Annotated in this window: 16 protein-coding genes; 4 read left to right on the forward strand and 12 right to left on the reverse strand. The window is 61.7% G+C overall.

Translation table 11 applies throughout. The annotated features are described in order from the left end of the window. The first annotated feature begins 361 nt into the window (after positions 1 to 361). Positions 362 to 2194, forward strand: a complete 1833-nt coding sequence (gene mutL, locus V6R85_RS04320; RefSeq protein WP_099086150.1) for a DNA mismatch repair endonuclease MutL — start codon at positions 362 to 364, stop codon at positions 2192 to 2194. 151 nt (positions 2195 to 2345) lie between these two features. Further along, the gene (locus V6R85_RS04325; protein ID WP_003503147.1) at positions 2346 to 2567 is read left to right on the forward strand and encodes a DUF2093 domain-containing protein; all 222 of its coding nucleotides are present in this window, start codon (positions 2346 to 2348) and stop codon (positions 2565 to 2567) included. Between the two features lie 232 nt (positions 2568 to 2799). Here V6R85_RS04325 and lpxK read toward each other — a convergent pair whose 3' ends face one another. The 6 genes from lpxK to V6R85_RS04355 all read right to left on the reverse strand — a co-directional run bounded on the left by lpxK (position 2800) and on the right by V6R85_RS04355 (position 8811). Then, a complete protein-coding gene (gene lpxK / locus V6R85_RS04330; protein WP_111833677.1) occupies positions 2800 to 3846 on the reverse strand; it encodes a tetraacyldisaccharide 4'-kinase in 1047 nt (348 codons plus the stop codon). Between the two features lie 148 nt (positions 3847 to 3994). Then, positions 3995 to 4732: an HAD family hydrolase gene (locus tag V6R85_RS04335; RefSeq protein ID WP_111833678.1), complete on the reverse strand. Its 738-nt coding sequence runs from the start codon at positions 4730 to 4732 to the stop codon at positions 3995 to 3997. Then, positions 4726 to 6048 carry a lipid IV(A) 3-deoxy-D-manno-octulosonic acid transferase gene (waaA, locus tag V6R85_RS04340; protein ID WP_020010543.1) on the reverse strand — a complete coding sequence of 441 codons (1323 nt, stop codon included), beginning with the start codon at positions 6046 to 6048 and terminating at the stop codon, positions 4726 to 4728. The genes V6R85_RS04335 and waaA overlap by 7 nt, the downstream gene beginning before the upstream one ends. A gap of 215 nt (positions 6049 to 6263) precedes the next feature. Then, entirely contained in the window at positions 6264 to 6503 is a 240-nt protein-coding gene (locus V6R85_RS04345) for a DUF4170 domain-containing protein (protein ID WP_003503155.1), read from the reverse strand. Positions 6504 to 6564: 61 nt separating this feature from the next. Next, entirely contained in the window at positions 6565 to 7371 is an 807-nt protein-coding gene (locus V6R85_RS04350) for a 3'(2'),5'-bisphosphate nucleotidase CysQ (protein ID WP_003503157.1), read from the reverse strand. A gap of 93 nt (positions 7372 to 7464) precedes the next feature. Further along, positions 7465 to 8811, reverse strand: a complete 1347-nt coding sequence (locus V6R85_RS04355; RefSeq protein WP_111833679.1) for a TldD/PmbA family protein — start codon at positions 8809 to 8811, stop codon at positions 7465 to 7467. Between the two features lie 116 nt (positions 8812 to 8927). Between V6R85_RS04355 and V6R85_RS04360 the strand changes: the two genes are divergently transcribed. Further along, a complete protein-coding gene (locus V6R85_RS04360; protein ID WP_060722959.1) occupies positions 8928 to 10757 on the forward strand; it encodes a monovalent cation:proton antiporter-2 (CPA2) family protein in 1830 nt (609 codons plus the stop codon). A 61-nt stretch (positions 10758 to 10818) separates the two neighbouring features. Here V6R85_RS04360 and V6R85_RS04365 read toward each other — a convergent pair whose 3' ends face one another. The 3 genes from V6R85_RS04365 to V6R85_RS04375 form a co-directional block, all read right to left on the reverse strand. Next, positions 10819 to 11745 carry a patatin-like phospholipase family protein gene (locus V6R85_RS04365; protein WP_111833681.1) on the reverse strand — a complete coding sequence of 309 codons (927 nt, stop codon included), beginning with the start codon at positions 11743 to 11745 and terminating at the stop codon, positions 10819 to 10821. A 187-nt stretch (positions 11746 to 11932) separates the two neighbouring features. Beyond that, positions 11933 to 12490 (reverse strand): 16S rRNA (guanine(966)-N(2))-methyltransferase RsmD, encoded by a 558-nt coding sequence (rsmD, locus tag V6R85_RS04370; protein ID WP_003503166.1) that lies wholly within the window; start codon positions 12488 to 12490, stop codon positions 11933 to 11935. Beyond that, positions 12471 to 14429: a pseudouridine synthase gene (locus tag V6R85_RS04375; RefSeq protein ID WP_111833682.1), complete on the reverse strand. Its 1959-nt coding sequence runs from the start codon at positions 14427 to 14429 to the stop codon at positions 12471 to 12473. The genes rsmD and V6R85_RS04375 overlap by 20 nt, the downstream gene beginning before the upstream one ends. A gap of 71 nt (positions 14430 to 14500) precedes the next feature. On the opposite strand from V6R85_RS04375, the gene V6R85_RS04380 reads away from it, so the two are divergent. Next, positions 14501 to 14959, forward strand: coding sequence for a nucleoside deaminase (locus V6R85_RS04380; protein WP_003503170.1), 459 nt, complete (start codon positions 14501 to 14503; stop codon positions 14957 to 14959). A gap of 50 nt (positions 14960 to 15009) precedes the next feature. On the opposite strand, the gene V6R85_RS04385 is transcribed toward V6R85_RS04380, so the two are convergent. The 3 genes from V6R85_RS04385 to V6R85_RS04395 form a co-directional block, all read right to left on the reverse strand. Continuing rightward, entirely contained in the window at positions 15010 to 15651 is a 642-nt protein-coding gene (locus V6R85_RS04385; RefSeq protein ID WP_020811949.1) for a hypothetical protein, read from the reverse strand. A 142-nt stretch (positions 15652 to 15793) separates the two neighbouring features. Then, complete coding sequence (gene ileS / locus V6R85_RS04390; protein ID WP_111833683.1) at positions 15794 to 18697, reverse strand: isoleucine--tRNA ligase; 2904 nt, start codon at positions 18695 to 18697, stop codon at positions 15794 to 15796. Between the two features lie 281 nt (positions 18698 to 18978). Next, positions 18979 to 19959 carry a bifunctional riboflavin kinase/FAD synthetase gene (locus tag V6R85_RS04395; protein WP_035261003.1) on the reverse strand — a complete coding sequence of 327 codons (981 nt, stop codon included), beginning with the start codon at positions 19957 to 19959 and terminating at the stop codon, positions 18979 to 18981. Between the last annotated feature and the right edge of the window lie 28 nt (positions 19960 to 19987).

Genomic DNA, 19987 nt, shown 5'->3' on the forward strand with positions numbered 1-19987 from the left:
ACTCCCGCCTGTTTTTCAGGGGTCAGGCTTATGTTTCTAGTGGAATCGTCCAGGGCAAATGCCGGGATGAAACGAAAAATTCCGAAAAAGAGACATCAGGGTTTGCAACTTGAAGCAGTCTTGAGGGGAAGATGACGCTCACCCATAGTCGACGTCACACGCCGCCCGGCGAAGGCGGCCCCGTTCCTGCGGTCATTTCAAGCCGCCTCACCATAATCAAGGCCGATTAAAGGCGGATTAACGCTTAACGCCATGTTGACCGAAATGATCAAATGCCCAAGGGACCGTAAAACATGTGCAAATTTCCACAGCCCGAGTTTTTTGCTTTCGAAGCCGTAGCGAATCCGCGAAAATGACGATCATGGCCATCAAGCAGCTTTCAGAAACCCTTATCAACCAGATCGCCGCCGGCGAGGTCATCGAGAGACCCTCCAGCGCCACGAAGGAACTGGTGGAAAACGCCATCGACGCTGGCGCGACCAGGATCGAGATCGCCACGGCGGGCGGCGGCAAGGGGCTGGTGCGGATTACCGATAACGGTTCCGGCATGTCACCTGCCGATCTGGAGCTTGCGGTCAGGCGTCACTGCACCTCGAAAATTTCCGATACGCTGGATGATATCCGCACGCTCGGGTTTCGTGGCGAGGCGCTGCCCTCCATCGGCTCGGTCGCCAAGCTGACGATTACCAGCCGCCAACAGGGCGCTGAACAGGGTTCGGTGATTTCCGTTACCGGCGGCAAGGTTTCCGATGTCCGGCCCGCCGCCTCGAATGCCGGCACAATCGTCGAGGTGCGCGACCTGTTTTTCGCCACCCCCGCGCGGCTGAAATTCCTGAAGACGGAACGGGCCGAGGCAGCCGCGATTACCGAAGTCGTCAAGCGCATGGCGATCGCCTTCCCGCATATCCGTTTCGTGCTATCAGGCACCGACCGTTCGACGCTCGAAATTCCTTCGACCGGCGACGATCATCTGGCCCGCATGGCGCAGATTCTGGGTGCCGAGTTCAAGGACAACGCCATCGAGATCGATGCCGGCCGCGAGGATGTGACGCTGACCGGTTTTGCCGGTGTTCCGACCTTCAATCGCGGCAACTCGGCGCATCAATATGTCTTCGTCAATGGCCGCCCGGTGCAGGACAAGCTGCTTTTATCCGCCATTCGCGGCGCTTATGCCGAAACCGTGCCGCATGGGCGATATCCGGTCGCGGTGCTGTCCATCACGCTTGACCCCGCCTTTGTGGATGTGAACGTGCATCCGGCGAAATCCGACGTGCGTTTTCGTGATCCCGGCCTCATTCGCGGGCTGATCGTCGGCGCGATCCGCCAGGCGCTGACGCGCGACGGCGACAGGGCCGCGACGACGGGCGCGAGCCAGATGATGAATGCGTTCCGCCCCGGCTATAGCCCGTCCGGCATCAGGCCCTCGCCTTCCATGGCAGCAGCCGCGCCGTGGTCCGCCGCCACCTCACCGTCGCGGCCGCTTGCGGTTTCTGGGGACATGCAATTTGCCGAGGCGGTGCAATCGCGCTTTTCCGACATCACCATGCCGACGGCGCGGGCCGAGCCTCGGGAGATTTACGAGACCGCCACGAGCCCCTCGCCGGAACCCGTGCTTTACCCGCTCGGCGCCGCGCGGGCGCAGCTGCACGAGAACTACATCATCGCCCAGACGGAGAACGGCCTTGTCATCGTCGACCAGCATGCCGCGCATGAGCGGCTGGTGTTTGAGGAAATGCGCAATGCACTGCATTCCCGGCGTCCCCCGTCGCAGGTGCTGCTCATCCCTGAAATCATCGACCTGCCGGAAGAGGATTGCGACCGGCTGATGGATCACGCCGCCGGGTTCGATGCACTGGGGCTCGTCATCGAACGTTTCGGGCCGGGCGCGGTCGCCGTCCGGGAAACACCTGCCATGCTGGGTGAGGTCAATGTGCAGGGGCTGGTGCGTCAGCTTGCCGACGAGATCGCCGAATGGGACGCCGCCTCCACGCTTGCCAACAAGCTGGAATATGTCGCGGCCACCATGGCCTGCCACGGCTCGGTGCGTTCCGGCCGGCGTATGCGGCCGGAAGAGATGAACGCGCTTCTGCGGCAGATGGAAAACACGCCGGGTTCCGGTCAATGCAATCATGGCCGACCGACCTATATCGAACTGAAACTTTCCGATATAGAACGGCTCTTCGGCCGCAGCTGACACCTTCATCCAGCCGCAAGCAGGCGGGGCTGGCCTTGCGCCGCGCCGGCCTATATAAATTCAGGATACTGGAGCATCCGGATTGTTCAGGAAAACGCTACGCCGTTTCGGACTGGGTGCCCTGACAGGACAGAGCAGGAGACGAAAACGGATGAACAGATTTGAAGGAGGCGGCAACCGCCTCGCCGTCATCGAATATCTCGACGGTGACTTCCGCATCGTCCAGACCGGCTCGCATGTCATCTGCGCCATGACAGGCAAGACAATCCCGGTTGATGAGCTGCGCTACTGGAGCGTGGCGAGGCAGGAAGCCTATGTGGATGCGGCGGCTTCGCTGGAGGCCGAAAAGAAGGCTGGTAATTTGCCCGCCTGATAAGGGCGCGGAAGCACGCCCATAAAGAGCCATGCGTGAGAACGCTTCTTTTCACGCTGAGACTGCTCAACTCTCCACCCTCATCCCTGTGCTCGTCACAGGGATCCAGCCAGCCCAAGTCCTTGGGCTGACAAGGCTCTTCCCGCCGCGCGGACGCGCGTCGACTGGATTCCTGTGACAAGCACAGGAATGAGGAGAAGTGGGTGCACAGCGGTTTATATTCTTCGGTACTCTAAATCGACGTCCGTGCATTTTCCCGCAGCAAACGCGCGCGGCAGTTTCTCACCGCCGTATCGATAATCGTCGCGGCGGCATTGGGGTCGTCGAACATCATGTCGATTTCGATCACCAGGCTGTTCCACAATAATTCTTCCGCCCGGCCGTGGTGGCCGTTGAGCCGCACCGCATCCTTGGCCGTCGTCACCAGCTGCAAATTTTGTTTGCCGGCGTCCTGCAGAAGATCGGCGATCTCGTCGTCGCTGAAGTGGTGATGATCCGGGAAAGAGCGCTGCAGCACGATCTCGCCGCCGAGCGCCTCGACGGTTCTGAAGAATTTGGCCGGGTCGGCAATGCCCGCATAGGTCAGCACGCGCCTTCCCCTGAAATCCTGCGGCTCCTGCGGCGTGATCGCCGCAACGAAGACGGGTTTGGCAGCCTTTGCCGCCTGCCTGACCAGCGCATCGGCCGCATGGCCGTTGCCGACCTTCAGGAGCCCGGTCATATGCCGCATCTGTTCGGCAAGCGGCGCTCTTACCGGACCGCCCGGCACGAGATGGCCGTTGCCGATGCCGCGCACCGTATCGATGACGACGAGCGCATAGTCCAGCGTCAGGCGCGCGCTCTGGAAACCGTCATCCATGATGATGAGATCGACGCCTTCCTTCACCAGCCGGTGTGCGCCTTCCACGCGCTTGCGGGAGATGACCGTGACGGCCTCGCGCGCCAGGAGCAGCGGCTCGTCTCCGACATCGGCGGATCGGTGCTGTCCGGGATCGACAAGGGTGGTAACGTCAAGCGTGCCGCCATAACCGCGGCTGAGAAATCCGGGTTTCAGGCCTTTTGCGACGGCGGCTCTCGCAATTGCCATCGCTGTCGGCGTCTTGCCGGCCCCACCCACGGTGAAGTTGCCGATGCAGATAACCGGAACGGGAACGCTTGCCCTTTTTGCCGTTCGCATCCGCCGGCCGGCAACCTTGCCGTAAAGAAGCGAGAAAGGTGACAGGAGCCACGCCTGCCAGCCCGCTTTCTGCCACCAGAACGGCGGCGCTTCAGAAACCATCTATTCCCGCTCCCGGCCGCGTCGCCCACGGCATTCCGTTCGCCTGTCACATGTCAGGAGGTTGTTTGCCAGAAAAAACCGTAAATTGCAAAAATGGATTAGACGGTTCCACGGGGCCATGCCGGGCCCGGCGGAAATCTAACCGGGTTCAGAGAGCCCGTTCCGGCAAAAGCGCTTCGAGAGCGGTAATGTCCTCGAAACAATAATCGGCATCCGCACCCAGGCTTTCGCGCGAGCCTGTTCCCGTCAGAACGGCGATACGCAGACCGGCTCCGGCATTTTTCGCCATGTGCAGATCGTGGTTATTGTCGCCGACAACGGCCACGCGTTCCGGCGGGAAGCCGATCGCCTCGCAGAAGCCCAGAACCATGCCGGGCTGCGGCTTGGTGCCGTAACCGCTGTCATATCCCGCGACGAAATCGACGTCGTTTTCGAAACCGAAGCGGATGGCCGTCTGTCGAATGGAGTTTTCATTGTCGCTGGAGGCAATGCCGAGCTTGTAGCCGCGCGCCTTCAGCCTTGCGAAAAATGCCTTGAGATCGGTCACCGGCACGGATTTATCCGCAGCCTCGGTGAACAGCCGGTCAAGGCGAGCAGTCAGTTCCCCGACATCGCAGGGCGAGCCCGCGGCAACCAGACCGGCGGCAATTTCCGCCGTGTTGCCGGCGGCCAGCAGGCTGTCCGGCACCACATGACCGGTAACGGGGTCCATGCCGCAGGCGGAGAGAAGCCGGTCGGCGAGAACGGGATCGCCCTTGGCCGCGATGGCCGCAAGTTCGCGGTTCACCGGTCCCCAGCTGGCGTCATAGCCTAAAAGCGTTCCGTCCTTGTCGAAAAGGACTGCGGCGATCAATTGCGCCGCGTTGAGTTCGATATCCGCTACCATGAACCGATGGCGCTCCGCGGTTGCAGCTTGGCGGAAACGGTGAGCGGGTTGATATAGGGCTCCAGCGCCTTGACGGTGGAAGAAAGAGCGCCGCGCATATCCTGAATGACCCGGTTGCCCGCATCGATCATCTTGTAACGCTCATTGTCGTTGACCAGGAGGTAATGCACCGCCTTGGCCAGCATCTCGACATCGCGGATGATACGCCCGCCGCCGGCGCGGATGAGCTTCTGATAGGCTTCGCGGAAATTCTGCACATGCGCGCCTGACAGGACGGCGCAGCCGAGCATCGCAGGCTCGAGCGGGTTCTGCCCACCTTCGGCCGTCAGCGAGCGGCCGACAAAGGCAAGTTCGGTCAGCCGCAGGTAAAGCCCCATTTCGCCGATGGAATCGCCGAGGAAAATATCGGTTTCCGGCGTTATCACGTCATTGCGGCTGCGACGCGCCACGGTGAGCCCCATGCCCTTCAGCATGGCTTCCACATCATCGCCGCGCTCGGGATGGCGCGGCACGATGATGGTCAACTGGCCATTGCGGGACTTGATCGCCGCATGCACGGTGGCGGCAGCCTTCTCCTCGCCGTCGAAAGTGGAGATGGCGGCCCATGTCTTGCGATTGCCGACCTGCTTGCGATAGTGCTCCAGAAGCGCCTCATCACAGGGCGGCGGGTCGGTGTCACCTTTGAGGTTACCCGAAATCACCACCGGCCAGGAGCCGAGATCACGGAAACGTTCGGCATCGAGATCGGACTGCGCAACCACCAGCGCCAGCTTTGAAAACAGCGATTCCGCAATATCATGCCGGGCTTTCCAGCGGTCGAAGGAACGGTCGGAGAGACGGGCATTGACCCGGATCTGCGGAATGTGCCGGCGCTCCAGCTCCATCATCGTCACCGGCCAGATTTCCGATTCCGCTGTGATGGCGGCATCCGGCGCCCAGTAGGTGAGGAAGCGATTGACCGCGATCTTGATGTCGAGCGGCACATATTGGTGGATCACGTCATCGCCGAGCCGGGTGCGGGTCAGTTCGGCCGAGGTGACCGTGCCGGTGGTCAGAAGCACGAAGATATCGCGCTTGCGGATTTCACGGATCAGCGGGATGAGGGCAAGCGTTTCGCCGACACTTGCGGCGTGGAACCAGACGAGCGGCCCGCGCGGGCGCTCGGCGCTCGCATAACCGAAACGTTCGAGCCGGCGGCGCTTGTCTTCCTTGCCCTTCGCGGCCCGATAGGAAAGATAGGGCTTGGCGAACGGGTACGCGGCGATACCGGCAATGCGGTAACCGGAAAGAGCGAAACGTGCGAGACGGCTGCTCATGACATTCTGCCCTTGATCATTCCGCGCAATGCCCTGCCCCTGTTCTGGTTGTTATCGCCGCCTACTTCTTCTCAAATTGCGTCATTTTTTGTCATCGGAAACGAAAGCGCGATCACATTTTCTCGCTCCGGCATTCCCGGCCTGCGCCGCTCGCGCAGGAATCACGGGAAAGCTCGCCTTCACCCAATAGTATTACAACGCAAGGGCAAAAGGACTCAAATTTTATCGTCCGGATTGAGAAGACGGTGCATATGCACGATAAAATAACGCATATGGGCGTTATCAACAGTCATTTGCGCCTTGGACTTCCATGCGGTGAGCGCGGAAGCATAGTCCGGATAGATGCCGACGATATCGAGCGCGTTCAAATCCCGGAACTGAACATCCTGAAGGTTTTCAAGTTCGCCGCCGAAGACGAGGTGCAGCAGCTGTTTCGGTTTGCCAGATTCCGTCATTTCTTAGTCTCTTTCTTAAACGCTGAGAGAGGCCTTCATCTGCGGGATTTCCCGGCAAACGTCAACTGTCAGACAGATGTGAAAACGCTTTCAAAAGTGCAGGCAGCGCATAATCTGCTGCAGCGCACAATGCGGGGTGGTTAACCTGCCGGCGATTATACATCAGAGGTTTTCCATCGAGCCCGACCAGACGACCGCCGGCCTTCTCCAGAATGAGGTCGGCGGCGGCCAGATCCCACTCATGCGAGTTGGCCTTGACCAGCGTTCCGTCGATGCGGCCATCCGCCACCATGGCCAGCCGGTAGGCGAGCGAGGGCACGTGTGGAATGCGTTTGACGGTGCTGCGCACCTCTTCCGGCAGATGCGTGATCACGTCTTCGGGCGCTGCCAGATGGAAGATGCCGGCATTTTCGCGCGCGGCAAAAACGGGTGACCCGTTCTTCAGAGCTTCACCACCTTCAAATGCGGTAAACTCCTCCGCAAGCGCCGGAGCGACAAGAGCCGCGACCACCGGTCGGCCTTCATGCACCACCGCGACGCTGACGCACCATGTATCCCGGCCGCCGATGAAGGCGCGGGTACCGTCAATGGGGTCGACGACGAAGACGGTGGAGCGGGAAAGCCTGTCGGTATCGTCATCCGTCTCTTCGGAAAGCCAGCCATAATCCGGCCGGGCGGAGCGCAGGATGGTTTCGAGGATTTCATTGGCGGCGTAATCGGCCGCGCTGACCGGCGAAAGCCCGCCATTTTTCCACCAGACCTCGGGATCCTTGCGGAAGAAACCGAGGGCCGTCTCACCCGCCTTGCGGGCGGCTTTAAGGACCAGCCGCAGATCGGAGGCCCAGCGGGCTTCAGCCATATCGTTCATTTTGCCGTCTTTTCCGCGCGCCTCAAACGGCGCGCCCGTTTTTCTCTTCGCACTTGCACATAAAGTGTCGGCGAAAACAACCCGCAGGCCGCCTCACTTGCCCGCGATCGTCATGCCTTCAATGGCGAGCGTCGGGGCCGCGACGCCGTATTTGCGATCGATATCATTGGCCGGCGTGACCCGCATGAACATGTCCTTCAGGTTCGAGGCAATGGTGACCTCGGAAACCGCGAAGGTCTTTTCGCCATTCTCGATCCAGAAACCGCTGGCGCCGCAGCTATATTCACCCGTGATCATGTTGGCGCCGTGGCCGATCAGCTCGGTGACGTAAAAGCCGGTTCCGACCTGCCTCAGCAAGTCCTCCGGCGAGAGATCGCCCGGCTCCAGCGCGAGATTGGTAGAGGCCGGCGAAACCGCCGTGCCGCCGCGCACGCCGCGCCCGTTGGTTTCAAGGCCAAGTTCCCGCGCCGCCGAAGTGGAAAGGAACCAGTGCTTCAAAACACCATCCTCGATCATCGTCATCTTCTCGCCCCTGACGCCCTCGCCATCAAAGGGACGCGAGGACGGGCCGCGCACGATCTGCGGGTCATCGGTGAGATAGAGGCCCTTTTTCAGAACCTGCTGACCCATCCTGTCGCGCAGGAAGCTGGTCTTGCGGGCAACCGAAGCGCCGTTGATCGCGCCGGCAATCGCACCGACGAAGCCGCGGGCGATGCGTGGATCGAAAACCACAGTGATGTTGCTGCCGGTATCGACCTGACGCGGGCCGACACGCCGCACGACTTTTTCACCGGCGCGGCGACCGATTTCCTCGGCCGCATCGAGATCGGCATAATAAAGGCGGCTGTCGAAATCGTAGTCGCGCTCCATCTTCGTGCCTTGGCCGGCGATGACGCTGACGGAGCGGCTGAAACGGCTGCCCATATAGCTGCCGGAAAAACCGTGTGACGTAGCGAGGACGAGACCACCCATGCCGCTCGATGCGCCGGCACCGGAGGAATTGCTGACGCCCTTGACGCCGAGTGCTGCTTCTTCAGAAGCAAGGGCTGCCTCACGCAGCTGATCGGCCGATACCTCAGTCGCATCGAAAAGCTCAAGATCGTCATAGGACGTCGCAAGCCGCTCCTTGTCCGCCAGGCAGGCAAAGGGATCTTCCGGCGAGACCTTGGCCATGGCGACGGCCCGTTCCGCCAGCGTCTTCAGATCGAAGCCGGGATTGGCGGACACGCTCGCCACCCGGCGGCCAACGAAGACGCGCAGGGAAAAATCGTCGCTTTCGGAGGATTCGGTGCTTTCCACCTTGCCGAGCCGCACGCCGACGGATTGCGAGCGGGAGCGGACCACAACGGCATCCGCCTCATCCGCACCGGCGGCACGGGCAAGATCGACAAGTTCGCTGGCACGATCGAGAAGTTTGGAAGAATCTATTTCTGAGGACATGAGTTGGCCTTTCATTCCTGTTCCATTTATTGTGCCAGCAACCCCGCATCAAGGGCGAAACGCCGCTTTCTCCATTCGGACGGTTTTGTCGCCACCCTATTCGAAAGTCCGCCCGCATGACCGAGCACGACGCTCTCTTTTCCGAACCATTGCTGCTTCTGGCCGGCGCAGTCATCGCGGCCTCCGTTTTCCGCAAGCTCGGGCTTGGCACCGTGCTCGGTTATCTGGTCGCCGGCATCATCATCGGCCCGTTCCTGCATCTGGTCACGGATGCGAAGGACATCTTCAACGTCTCGGAACTGGGCGTCGTTTTCCTGCTCTTCATCATCGGCCTTGAGCTCAAGCCTTCACGCATCTGGCAGATGCGGCGCGATATTTTAGGCCTGGGGTTGGCTCAGGTGCTGGTGACCGGCAGCGTGCTGGCGGCCATTGCATGGTGGGCGGGGCTGATCGACTGGCGGGGAAGCGTGGTTGCGGGTTTCGGTCTTGCGCTTTCCTCCACCGCCTTTGCGCTGCAAATCCTTGCCGATGACGGCGACATGAATACGCGGCATGGCAACCGGTCCTTCTCTATCCTGCTGTTTCAGGACCTTGCCATCGTGCCGCTTCTTGCCCTCGTCACCATTCTTTCCAACCGCCCGGATGTGCCGACGGATTCGATGGTGTCCGATCTCATCGCCTCCGTCGTTGCGGTGGCGGGCATGGTGCTGGCCGGGCGTTACCTGCTCACGCCGATGTTCCAGATCATCGCCCGCACGGGTGCGCGTGAAGTGATGATCGCGGCCGCCCTTTTTGTCGTCATCGGTGCTGCCGCCATCATGGAGATGGTCGGGCTTTCCATGGGCATGGGTGCGCTGCTGGCGGGGCTGATGCTGTCGGAATCTTCCTATCGCCATGAGCTGGAGGCCGATATCGAGCCGTTTCGCGGGCTGTTTCTGGCGCTGTTCTTCATGGCCGTCGGCATGTCACTGCACATCCATATCGTTTATGAGCACATCGTCCTCATCCTGATCGCCGTGCCGGCGATGATGGCGGTGAAGGCTGCCCTGATCTATGGCCTCTGCCGCATCGCGGGCTCCTCGCGTTATGCATCGAGCCGGATTGCGCTGCTTCTGGCGCAGGGCGGCGAATTCGGTTTCGTGCTTTTCACCACGGCGGCGGCCTCCGGGCTGTTTCCGCAGGCAACCGCCTCGATCCTCGTTGCCGTTGTCACGCTTTCCATGGCGCTGACGCCGCTTCTGGCCGTGATTTCGCGGCGGCTGACGGCGGAGGATGCGGAAGAGGACAAGCTGGAAGAGGATTTCGACGGGGCGGGCGCGGATGTGCTGATGATCGGCTTTTCCCGCTTCGGCCAGATTGCCTCGCAGATCCTTCTCGCCGGCGGGCGCGACGTGACCGTCATCGACAGTTCCGCCGACCGCGTGCGTCAGGCCGCCCGGTTCGGCTTTCGCATCTTTTTCGGTGACGGCACCCGCAAGGACGTGCTGATCGCCGCAGGCATAGAGCGGGCCGATCTCGTGGCGGTCTGCACCCATAAAAAGGAGGTCACCGACCGTATCATCGACATGATCCAGTCAGAATTTCCAAGCGTGCGCATCTATGCCCGCTCTTATGACCGCGTGCATTCCCTCGACCTCAGGAAAAGAGGCGTGGAATATGAAATCCGCGAAACGCTGGAATCCGGCCTGCTGTTCGGCAGGCGCATTCTGGAGGGACTCGACATGGACGGCGAAAGGGCGTTGGCGATTGCCGACGATATTCGCGAACGCGACGAGCAGCGGCTGGAGCTTCAGGCCGTCGAAGGCCTCGCCGCCGGCCGGCAGATGCTGCACAACAAGCCGGTGCGCGAGGTGAAGCCGGAACCGCTGATGAAGCCGAAGACCAAGGCGGAAAAGTGGGAGGAGGAAGAGGGTTCGGAGGAGAGCGAGACGGAAGTTTCGCTGTGATTCAAAGGCGATGGCTGGAAGAGCGCCATTTGTTTCCCAGCGAATATCCAGGACGTACCGCTCAAGCCTCCACACCCTGCCCGCGATGAAACAGCTCCACCTGCATGTCGATCTGCCGTTTCAGGTCGTCCTTGATGCTAGCCGACGCGTTCAGCACCTCCTCGGACTTCAGGAAATCCAGCACGCCGAAACGGTGCACCGGCGGGCGCAGGAAAATATGCGGCGGGCGTAACCTCAGTTTCAGGGCGATTGCCGCCTGCATCATCAGCTGGCTGGCGCCGAACAGGCTGTCCAGCCGGTTCGGCATGGTGGTGCCGTCGCCTTCGGGGCCGCCGACGACATCGACGCCGATGACGATATCGGCCCGATCCAGCAGATGTTCATAGGGCACGGGGTTGAAGATGCCGCCATCGATCATGATGCGGCCATCGATACGAACAGGCATGAACAGTGCCGGAATGGCCGCGGATGCCGCCAGCGCCTGGATGATCTCCCCGCGTTCCACCACCACTTCGGTCTGCGCGTAATAGTCTGTGGTTATCACTTTGAGCGGAATGGCAAGCTCCGAAAAATCCTTCGGCAGAGCCTGCGGCATCAGCGCGTGCAGAATGAGTTCGAGGTTGAACTGCCCAAGGCGAAAACCGTCCACCGCGTGGCGCATCGATGCCGGGCCGAGGCTCCAGAGCCGGTTGGCGACCGAGCCCTTTCGTCCCATGAGTTCAAGCGTGTATTCGCGGATTTCGCGGCCGGTCATGCCGGCTGCCATGCCCGCGCCGATGATGGAGCCGATGGAAGAACCGGAAATCGCGACGGGCCGGATGCCGAGTTCGTCCAGCGCCTCGATGACGTTGATGTGGCAGATGCCCCGCGCCCCGCCGCCGCCGAGCGCCAGTCCGAATGTCGGCTCGTGGCCACCCGCGCCGTCAACTTGGAGAACCTCTTCCCCGGCGCGGACGATCGTGATGCTTTCGTTTACACCCTGCTCCATGCGAACACCCAAATTCTTTCCGCGGCAAAGACTCTGCCTATTTGGCAAACAAGACAAGACCGTGGCGTGACGGGAGGCGTTCCTATTAGAGTGTTTTCGCTTTTCTTCGAATCGCGAAAACACTCTAACTCTTTGTTCTGTCGCATTTCCGGACGGAAAACCGGGCTCCACTTTTCCTGGAAAGGTTCTAGGGCTCGTAGCGGTAGAAATGCATTTTCGTGTCGCCGAAGATGCGGCTTTCGAGCGGCTTGAATACCGGATCGACCTTCACCGCCACATCGCCGCGCTCTTCCAGAATGGCAAGCGCGCCAGGTGTCAGCCAGCCGCCGCCATGGGCTGCAGAGAAAGCCTTCTCACCATGGCCATGGCCATAGGGCGGGTCGGCGAAGAGAAGATCGAAGGGCTCGATATTATTGACACCACCGAGCTTGGTGGCGTCACGCCGCAAAATGCGGGCGCGGCCATGCAGACCCAGCGCATCGATATTTTCCCAGAGCAGCCCCCTGCCCTCGACGCCGTTTTCGACGAAGAGCGCCACACGACAGCCGCGCGAAAGCGCCTCCAGACCAACCGCGCCCGTTCCGGCAAAAACGTCCAGAACGCGCGTGCCGTCCAGACTTTCCGGATAGGCGTGGCTTAAAATGTTGAAGAGGCTTTCCCGCGTCCTGTCGATGGTCGGACGAATGGAATTCGATTTCGGCGCGGCCAGTGTCCGGCCGCGGAACTCACCGCCTACGATCCGCATTACGTGTCATTCCCCTGCCTCCAGAAGGTTTGCCACCCGGGCCTTTGCCGCCCGGCTTGCCGCCGCCGGGACCACCGGGGCCTTTGCTCTTGCCTGAGAAACCCGAACGTTCGCCACGCTCGCCCGATTTTCCGAAGGACGGTTTGCCGAATCCGGGTTTACCGCCCGGCTTGCCGCCACGAGGCTTGTCTCCCGCCGGGCGCTCGCCGCGTGGGCGCTCACCGTCTTCACGGGGCCTGTCGCGGAACGGACGGTCACCGAAAGGTTTTTCACCGCGGGCGGTGCGATCACCGAAACTCTTTTCGCCGCGTGGACGGTCACTGCGCGGACGATCACCCTCTTCACGCGGCTTGTCACGGAACGGCCGGTCGCCGAAAGGTTTGCCGCCGCGCGCCGGGCGGTCACCGAAGCTCTTTTCGCCGCGCGGACGGTCGCCACGCGGGCGATCACCTTCTTCACGCGGCTTGTCGCGGAATGGCCGGTCGCCGAACGGCTTTCCGCCGCGGCCACCACGATCGCCAAAGCTCTTTTCGCCGCGCGGACGGTCGCCGCGTCCGCGGCCACCTTCTTCTTCGCGGGGGGAATCTGAGCGGATCCACTCGCCATCGGCATCCGCATGCCGCACAACGTTGCGGCGCGCCTCGTCCTGGGCGGAAGGCTTCTTGAAGAGGTTTTCGGCTTCCGCGCGGGCGGAAGACTTGCGCTCCTTGCCATCACGGGTGGGCCTTGCACCGGGCGCCATCCAGACATTGGCCGTGCGGCTGGTGCCGGCGGGCTGGCGTGGGCGGCGGTCGTCGCCATCATCCTCGCTGCGGCCCTTTGCGCCAAATTTCCCGGCGGGCTTGGAGCCGAACTTGCCAGCCGGCTTGTCGCCGCGCTTGGTATCCAGCCGTCCGAGCGCCTTTTCGCGACGGTCTTCCGGCTTGCCGGCAGCCTTGTCGAAACGCGGCTTGCCTTCCGGCGCATCGCTCTTTGCCCATTCGGACTTCACCGCCCGCTTCGGCGTGTTGTCTTCCTCGTCTTCAACGGGCGCATTATAGATCGGCGCGTCAAAATTGGCGCCGGCCTGTTCGATCAGACGCGGTCCGAGCTGGTCGCGCAGCATGCGGCCGCGCACTTCCAGCACCTTGCCTTCGGCGAGATCGCCGAGCTGGAACGGACCGTAGGAAACGCGGATCAGGCGGTTGACCTCGAGGCCGAGTGCGCCGAGCACGTTCTTGATCTCGCGGTTCTTGCCTTCACGCAGGCCCATGCTGATCCAGACGTTGTGACCCTGGGTACGGTCGAGCGTCGCGTCGATTGCGCCGTAGAGCACGCCATCGACGGCAATGCCTTCCTTCAGCTTGTCGAGCGCTGCCTGATCAACCTCGCCATGGGCGCGCACGCGGTAACGGCGCAGCCAGCCGGTGGTCGGCAGTTCCAGCACGCGGGAAAGACCGCCATCATTGGTGAGCAGCAGCAGGCCTTCGGTATTGATATCGAGGCGGCCGATGGACAGAACGCGCGGCAGTTCGCTCGGCAGATTGTCGAAAACGGTGGGGCGGCCTTCCGGGTCTGAGTTGGTCGTCACCAGACCGGCGGGCTTGTGATAGAGCCACAGGCGCGTGCGCTCGGCACCGCGAATCGGCATGCCGTCGACTTCGATCTTGTCGGACAGCGTGGCGTTGACCACCGGTGTATCCAGCTTGACGCCGTTCAGCGACACGCGGCCTTCCATGATCATGCGCTCGACATCGCGGCGCGAGGCCACACCTGCGCGCGCCATGATCTTGGAAATGCGCTCGGGCTTGGAGCCGCCAACGGTTTCCGGCGCCGGGGCGGCCTTTGCCTCGGTCGGTTTCTTTTCGCGCTCTGCGGCGGGCTTGCCGGGGCCTTTCGGCTTCTTGTCGCGGCTAATTGTCTTGCCGCCGTCACGCTTCGGCTTGTCTTTAAAAGTCATTTGCTGTTTGCCTGTTGTTTGGGCTGTCCTATCAGGTCCAAGCACAAGGGTTAAGAGGAAATTGAAACGCAATGGCCGAAAGGACGCATTTCATGGAACTGGCGCTGGCGGAAGCCCGTGCCGCCGGCGAGCGGCAGGAGGTTCCGATCGGCGCCGTACTGGTTCTGGACGGCCGCGTCATCGCCCGTTCCGGCAACCGGACCCGTGAATTGAATGATGTGACGGCGCACGCCGAAATCGCCGTGATCCGCATGGCCTGCGAAGCGCTGGAGCAGGAACGCCTGCCCGGCGCTGATCTCTACGTGACACTGGAGCCCTGCACCATGTGTGCTGCGGCGATTTCATTCGCCCGTATCCGCCGGCTCTATTATGGCGCGGAAGACCCGAAGGGCGGCGCGGTGCATAATGGCGTGCGCTTCTTCAGCCAGCCGACCTGCCACCACGCGCCGGATGTCTATTCCGGGCTGGCGGAAAGCGAAAGTGCCGACATCCTGCGGCAATTCTTTCGCGAGAAACGCCTCGACGATTGAGCGGCCGGCGGGAGGCTCATGCTTTCCCGCAGGCCATCAGCCATTCGTTTTTACTGGAAGGGGTTCCACCAGCTCTTGCCGGTGCCGGCGACAGCCGCTTCTTTCTTGCGGCGCTTTTCTTTTTTCTGCTCAGGCTCGCCGAGATCGGTCAACTGATCCTGCGGGACGCTGCGATATTCAGCCGGCGGGTCGGTGAGGAACTTGCGCTGGGCGTTGACGACCGAGCCGCCCTGGGCTTCGGCCTTCGCCTTGCGGAAGGCTTCCCATTTCTGGCTTTCGGTCATCTGGCCGGCAGTGCCGTTACCGGCGAGCAACGGCGAGCGGTAATGCGGGTTGTTCTTATTGGCATCCGCCTCGTCGCGCAGGCGCTCGCGGGTCTCTTCCGGCGATTCCACCCATTGCGGGTTGTTTTCGCGGCTTGCCATGTTCTGCTGCGGCGTGGCCAGCTGTTCGGCACGGGTCTGGGCGGGAACGACGAGACCCGGGCGGGGGCTGTATTTCAGGTTGCGCTTGCTCTGGTCACCGGTGATCGAGGTCGCGTTGCCAAGATCGTCGACAAGCTGTTCAGCCGCCGTCTTGCCCGTACCGTAGGTCGGGCTCGTGCAGGCGCCGAGCAACACGCCTATCGCCGTGATGCCAACAACCGTGCGAAACATGCCCAAACCCTGCGCATTACCCTGCATCGTCTTCATCGAAACCCTTCCAGCCGTCCGTCCCACTGCGCCAGACATCGTCTTTCGGCAGGCGGCAGCCCGCATTGCCGTGCAAATCCGGCCATTTTCAGGCAGGTGTACCGGATGAAGAGGCAAAGCGCAATTCATCCGGCCATTTTCATTATGCGAGGGCTGCAAGCTCGCGCAGCGCGGCCGCATCGCGGGCGGAAACCTCCGGATAGTCCGGATCGGAACCGACATCGGTGGTGATGCGCCAGGAGCGAGCGCATTTTACGCCCTCCGCCAGCTTCTGCTCGACCACGACCTTTGCCACTTCCGGCAGGCGGAAGCCATCGGCGGGGCCTTCGTCACCAACCACCGAGATGGCCGAGGTGATGCAGATTTCGGCGAAATCCTGCCCCTTCAGCGCCGCCAGAAGATCGGCGTCGGCAATGTGCACGACGGGCGCGGCTTCGAGCGAGGAGCCGATACGCTTTTCGCGGCGTTCGACTTCCAGCGCGCCTGTCACGACCGTGCGGACCTTGCGGATTTTCTCCCACTTCGCTTCCAGCGCGTCGTTCTTCCATTCCGCCGGGATTTCCGGGAACTGGGCAAGATGCACCGATTCCGCATCCGGATAACGCGATAGCCACGCTTCTTCGGTGGTGAAGGGCAGCATGGGCGCGAGCCAGGAAACAAGGCAATCGAACAGCTTGGCGATGACCGACAGCGATGCCCGGCGCTTCAGCGACGACGGCGCGTCGCAATAGAGCGTGTCCTTGCGGATATCGAAATAGAAGGCCGAAAGCTCGACATTGGCGAAATCCACCAGCGCGCGGGCGATCTTCTTGAACTCGAAGCCGTCATAACCCTCGCGCACGACCTTATCCAGATCGGACAGGCGATGCAGCACCAGCTTTTCCAGCTCCGGCAGATCGTCATAGGCGATCTCTTCGCCCTCATAATGAGCGAGCGTACCGAGCATCCAGCGGATGGTGTTACGCAGCTTGCGATAGGCATCGACATTGGTCTGGATGATGGCCTTGCCGAGACGCTGGTCTTCCCAGTAATCCGTCGTCATGACCCACAGGCGCAGGATATCGGCGCCGGCGTCCTTCATGACTTCCTGCGGCGAGACGACGTTGCCCTTGGACTTGGACATCTTCTCGCCCTTCTCATCCATGGTGAAACCATGGGTGACAACGGCGTTATAGGGCGCGCGGCCGCGCGTCGCGCAGCTTTCGAGCAGCGACGAATGGAACCAGCCGCGATGCTGGTCGGAACCTTCGAGATAGACATCCGCCGGCCACTTCATGTCCGGGCGGTCTTCAAGCGTGAAGGTGTGGGTGCAACCGCTGTCGAACCACACATCGAGGATGTCCATGACCTGCTGCCATTTGGCGTGGTCGTGGTCATTGCCGAGGAAACGTTCCTTGGCGCCTTCGGCAAACCAGGCATCCGCACCTTCAGCTTCGAAAGCCTCGATGATACGGGCGTTGACGGCCTCGTCGACCAGAACCTCACCATGCTCGTCTGCGAAAACGGCGATCGGCACGCCCCAGCTGCGCTGGCGCGACAGAACCCAGTCGGGACGGCCTTCGATCATGGCGCGCAGGCGGTTCTGGCCGGAGGCCGGAACGAAGCGGGTCTGATCGATGGCGTTCAAGGAGCGCGAACGCAGCGTCGTGCCGTCGCCCAGTTCCTTGTCCATATAGACGAACCATTGCGGCGTGTTGCGGAAGATGACCGGCTTCTTGGAGCGCCAGCTATGCGGATAGCTGTGCTTCAGACGGCCGCGGGCAAAGAGGTTATTGGTAGCGATCAGCGCCTTGATGACGCGGTCGTTGGCGTCGCCCTTCTTGCCGTTATCGTCCATGACGCGGGCAGCGCCGCCTTCGGCGGACGGGCCGAAACCGGGAGCGTCTTCGGTGTAGAAACCATCGTCACCGACCGGGAATGGGATGGCCGACGAAACGCCGCGCGCTTCCAGCTCGCGCTGATGCGCGGTCCAGACGTCAAAGTCCTCACGACCGTGGCTCGGCGCGGTGTGCACGAAGCCCGTACCGGCATCGTCGGTGACGTGATCGCCTTCGAGAAGCGGAACCGGGAAATCATAGCCAAGCGACGCCAAAGGATGGGCGCAGGTGATGGCGGCCAGTTCTTCGGTTTTCACGTCGCGAACGATCTTGAAGGTCAGCTTTGCCTTGGCTGCGGCCTCATCGGCGAGCTTCCTGGCGAAGATCAGCTTTTCACCCGGCTGCGGACCGAAATCATTCTGGGCGCTCTCGACTTCGAACAGGCCATATTCGACCCGCGAAGAAAACGCGATGGCGCGGTTGCCGGGGATGGTCCACGGTGTGGTCGTCCAGATGACGACGGAAACGCCGGCAAGCGCGGGCGCAGCGTCCTTTACCGGGAACTTCACCCAGATCATGTCACTCTCGACATCCGCATATTCGACTTCGGCTTCCGCCAGCGCCGTGCGCTCGACGACCGACCACATGATCGGCTTGGAGCCGCGATAGAGCTGGCCGGTGCGGGCGATCTTCAGGAGTTCGCCGGCGATGCGGGCTTCGGCGTGGAAGTTCATCGTCGTGTAGGGATTTTCGAAGTCGCCCTCGATGCCGAGACGCTTGAACTCTTCGGCCTGGACCTTGATCCAGCCGGCCGCGAAGTCACGGCATTCCTTACGGAATTCGTTGACCGGAACCTCGTCCTTGTTCTTGCCCTTGGCGCGATAGGCTTCCTCGATCTTCCATTCGATCGGCAGGCCGTGGCAATCCCAGCCCGGAACGTAATTGGCGTCGAAGCCGCGCATCTGGAAAGAGCGGGTGATGACGTCCTTCAGGATCTTGTTCAGTGCATGGCCGATATGGATGTTGCCGTTGGCATAGGGCGGGCCGTCATGCAGCACGAATTTCTCGCGGCCGGCGGCGGAGGCGCGCAGGCGCTTGTAGAGGCCCATCTCCTGCCAGCGCTTCACCGTTTCCGGTTCCTTCTGCGGCAGGCCAGCGCGCATCGGAAAATCCGTCTGCGGCAGATAGAGGGTGGAGGAGTAGTCCAGTTTTTCTGCGGTGTCGCTCATAATCGTACCGTTGTTGCGCGCCGTGTCGGTCGCGCCGTCTCAATTTCAAAGAGGGGCAAATACGGAAAGCGCCATGACAAATGCCATGACAAGCGCCAAAATCCCGGACCTTCCGGCTCGTCAGAGCGGGCGGAAGGCCGGGCCAATAATTCGGCCAATCTGAACTGTAAACTTCAACCGGTATTGGGACATGGCCGGTTGTTTATGCGGTTTTCCGGCAAAAAGGAAGAGAAAAGCGACGGCAATATAGCCCGGAATATGGGCTGACAGGTCTCATCAGATCAAAACGCAATCTTCGCATCCAACGCGCTGAGCGGGCGCACGCCCGATAACATCGCTCTCGCCTCTTCTTCATCGCGCCTGATCTGGGCGACGAGCGGATCGAGGCCATCGAATTTCAGTTCATCGCGCAGGTGACCGAAGAAGGAGACCGAACAGACCTCGCCGTACAGATCGCCGGAGAAATCGAAGACGAATGTTTCGAGCAGCGCCGCGCCGTTTTCGGTGACGGTCGGACGATAACCGAAGCTTGCCACGCCATCGTGGATAGAACCATCGGGGCGACGGAACCGCACGGCATAGATGCCGGCCTTCAGTTCCGTTTCCGGGGCGAGCGCCATGTTGGCGGTGGGATAACCCAGCGTGCGCCCCAGCTTCTGGCCGCCGATGACCTCGCTTTCCACCGTGAAGCGGTATCCGAGCAGGCCTGCGGCGCCTGCCACATCACCGTCGCACAGAAGCGAGCGGATACGGCTGGAGGAGACGACATCCGCACCCTCGTCGCGGAAGGCATCCACCAGCGTCACGTCAAAACCATGGCGTTTGCCGGCCTCCATCAGGAATGCCGGGCCGCCTTCGCGGCCCTTGCCGAAATGGAAATCGAAGCCGGTGACGACGGCGCTGGCATGAAGCCAGTCGACCAGGATGGATTGAACGAATTCCTCCGCCGAGCGCTGCGAAAATTCCCGGTCGAAGGGATATTCGATGACGGAGCGGAAACCGATGGCCTCAAGGATGCGCGCCTTCAAAGGCGCGGGCGTGAGGCGAAACACCGGCGTGTCGGGACGGAAGACGGAACGGGGATGCGGCTCGAAGGTCAGCACCAGCGCGGGAACGCCACGGGCTTCCGCCAGTTCCAGAGCACGATCCAGCACAGCCCGGTGGCCGCGATGCACGCCGTCGAAATTGCCGATGGCGATGACGCCGCCACGAAGAGCTTCCGGCAGCGGCTCCTTTTTTTCATTGCGGTGAAAGACGGTCATGGCAATCGATCCATTCCTGCGCCAGCTA

It is taken from the genome of Agrobacterium sp. CCNWLW32 (assembly GCF_037083425.1).
Lineage (GTDB): Bacteria > Pseudomonadota > Alphaproteobacteria > Rhizobiales > Rhizobiaceae > Agrobacterium > Agrobacterium radiobacter.

Excerpts from the sequence above, each read along its gene's own strand:
- mutL (WP_099086150.1), top strand. The coding sequence starts at position 362 with ATGGCCATCAAGCAGCTTTCAGAAACCCTTATCAACCAGATCGCCGCC.
- V6R85_RS04325 (WP_003503147.1), top strand. The coding sequence starts at position 2,346 with ATGAACAGATTTGAAGGAGGCGGCAACCGCCTCGCCGTCATCGAATAT.
- lpxK (WP_111833677.1), bottom strand. The coding sequence starts at position 3,846 with ATGGTTTCTGAAGCGCCGCCGTTCTGGTGGCAGAAAGCGGGCTGGCAG.
- V6R85_RS04335 (WP_111833678.1), bottom strand. The coding sequence starts at position 4,732 with ATGGTAGCGGATATCGAACTCAACGCGGCGCAATTGATCGCCGCAGTC.
- waaA (WP_020010543.1), bottom strand. The coding sequence starts at position 6,048 with ATGAGCAGCCGTCTCGCACGTTTCGCTCTTTCCGGTTACCGCATTGCC.
- V6R85_RS04345 (WP_003503155.1), bottom strand. The coding sequence starts at position 6,503 with ATGACGGAATCTGGCAAACCGAAACAGCTGCTGCACCTCGTCTTCGGC.
- V6R85_RS04350 (WP_003503157.1), bottom strand. The coding sequence starts at position 7,371 with ATGAACGATATGGCTGAAGCCCGCTGGGCCTCCGATCTGCGGCTGGTC.
- V6R85_RS04355 (WP_111833679.1), bottom strand. The coding sequence starts at position 8,811 with ATGTCCTCAGAAATAGATTCTTCCAAACTTCTCGATCGTGCCAGCGAA.
- V6R85_RS04360 (WP_060722959.1), top strand. The coding sequence starts at position 8,928 with ATGACCGAGCACGACGCTCTCTTTTCCGAACCATTGCTGCTTCTGGCC.
- V6R85_RS04365 (WP_111833681.1), bottom strand. The coding sequence starts at position 11,745 with ATGGAGCAGGGTGTAAACGAAAGCATCACGATCGTCCGCGCCGGGGAA.
- rsmD (WP_003503166.1), bottom strand. The coding sequence starts at position 12,490 with ATGCGGATCGTAGGCGGTGAGTTCCGCGGCCGGACACTGGCCGCGCCG.
- V6R85_RS04375 (WP_111833682.1), bottom strand. The coding sequence starts at position 14,429 with ATGACTTTTAAAGACAAGCCGAAGCGTGACGGCGGCAAGACAATTAGC.
- V6R85_RS04380 (WP_003503170.1), top strand. The coding sequence starts at position 14,501 with ATGGCCGAAAGGACGCATTTCATGGAACTGGCGCTGGCGGAAGCCCGT.
- V6R85_RS04385 (WP_020811949.1), bottom strand. The coding sequence starts at position 15,651 with ATGAAGACGATGCAGGGTAATGCGCAGGGTTTGGGCATGTTTCGCACG.
- ileS (WP_111833683.1), bottom strand. The coding sequence starts at position 18,697 with ATGAGCGACACCGCAGAAAAACTGGACTACTCCTCCACCCTCTATCTG.
- V6R85_RS04395 (WP_035261003.1), bottom strand. The coding sequence starts at position 19,959 with ATGACCGTCTTTCACCGCAATGAAAAAAAGGAGCCGCTGCCGGAAGCT.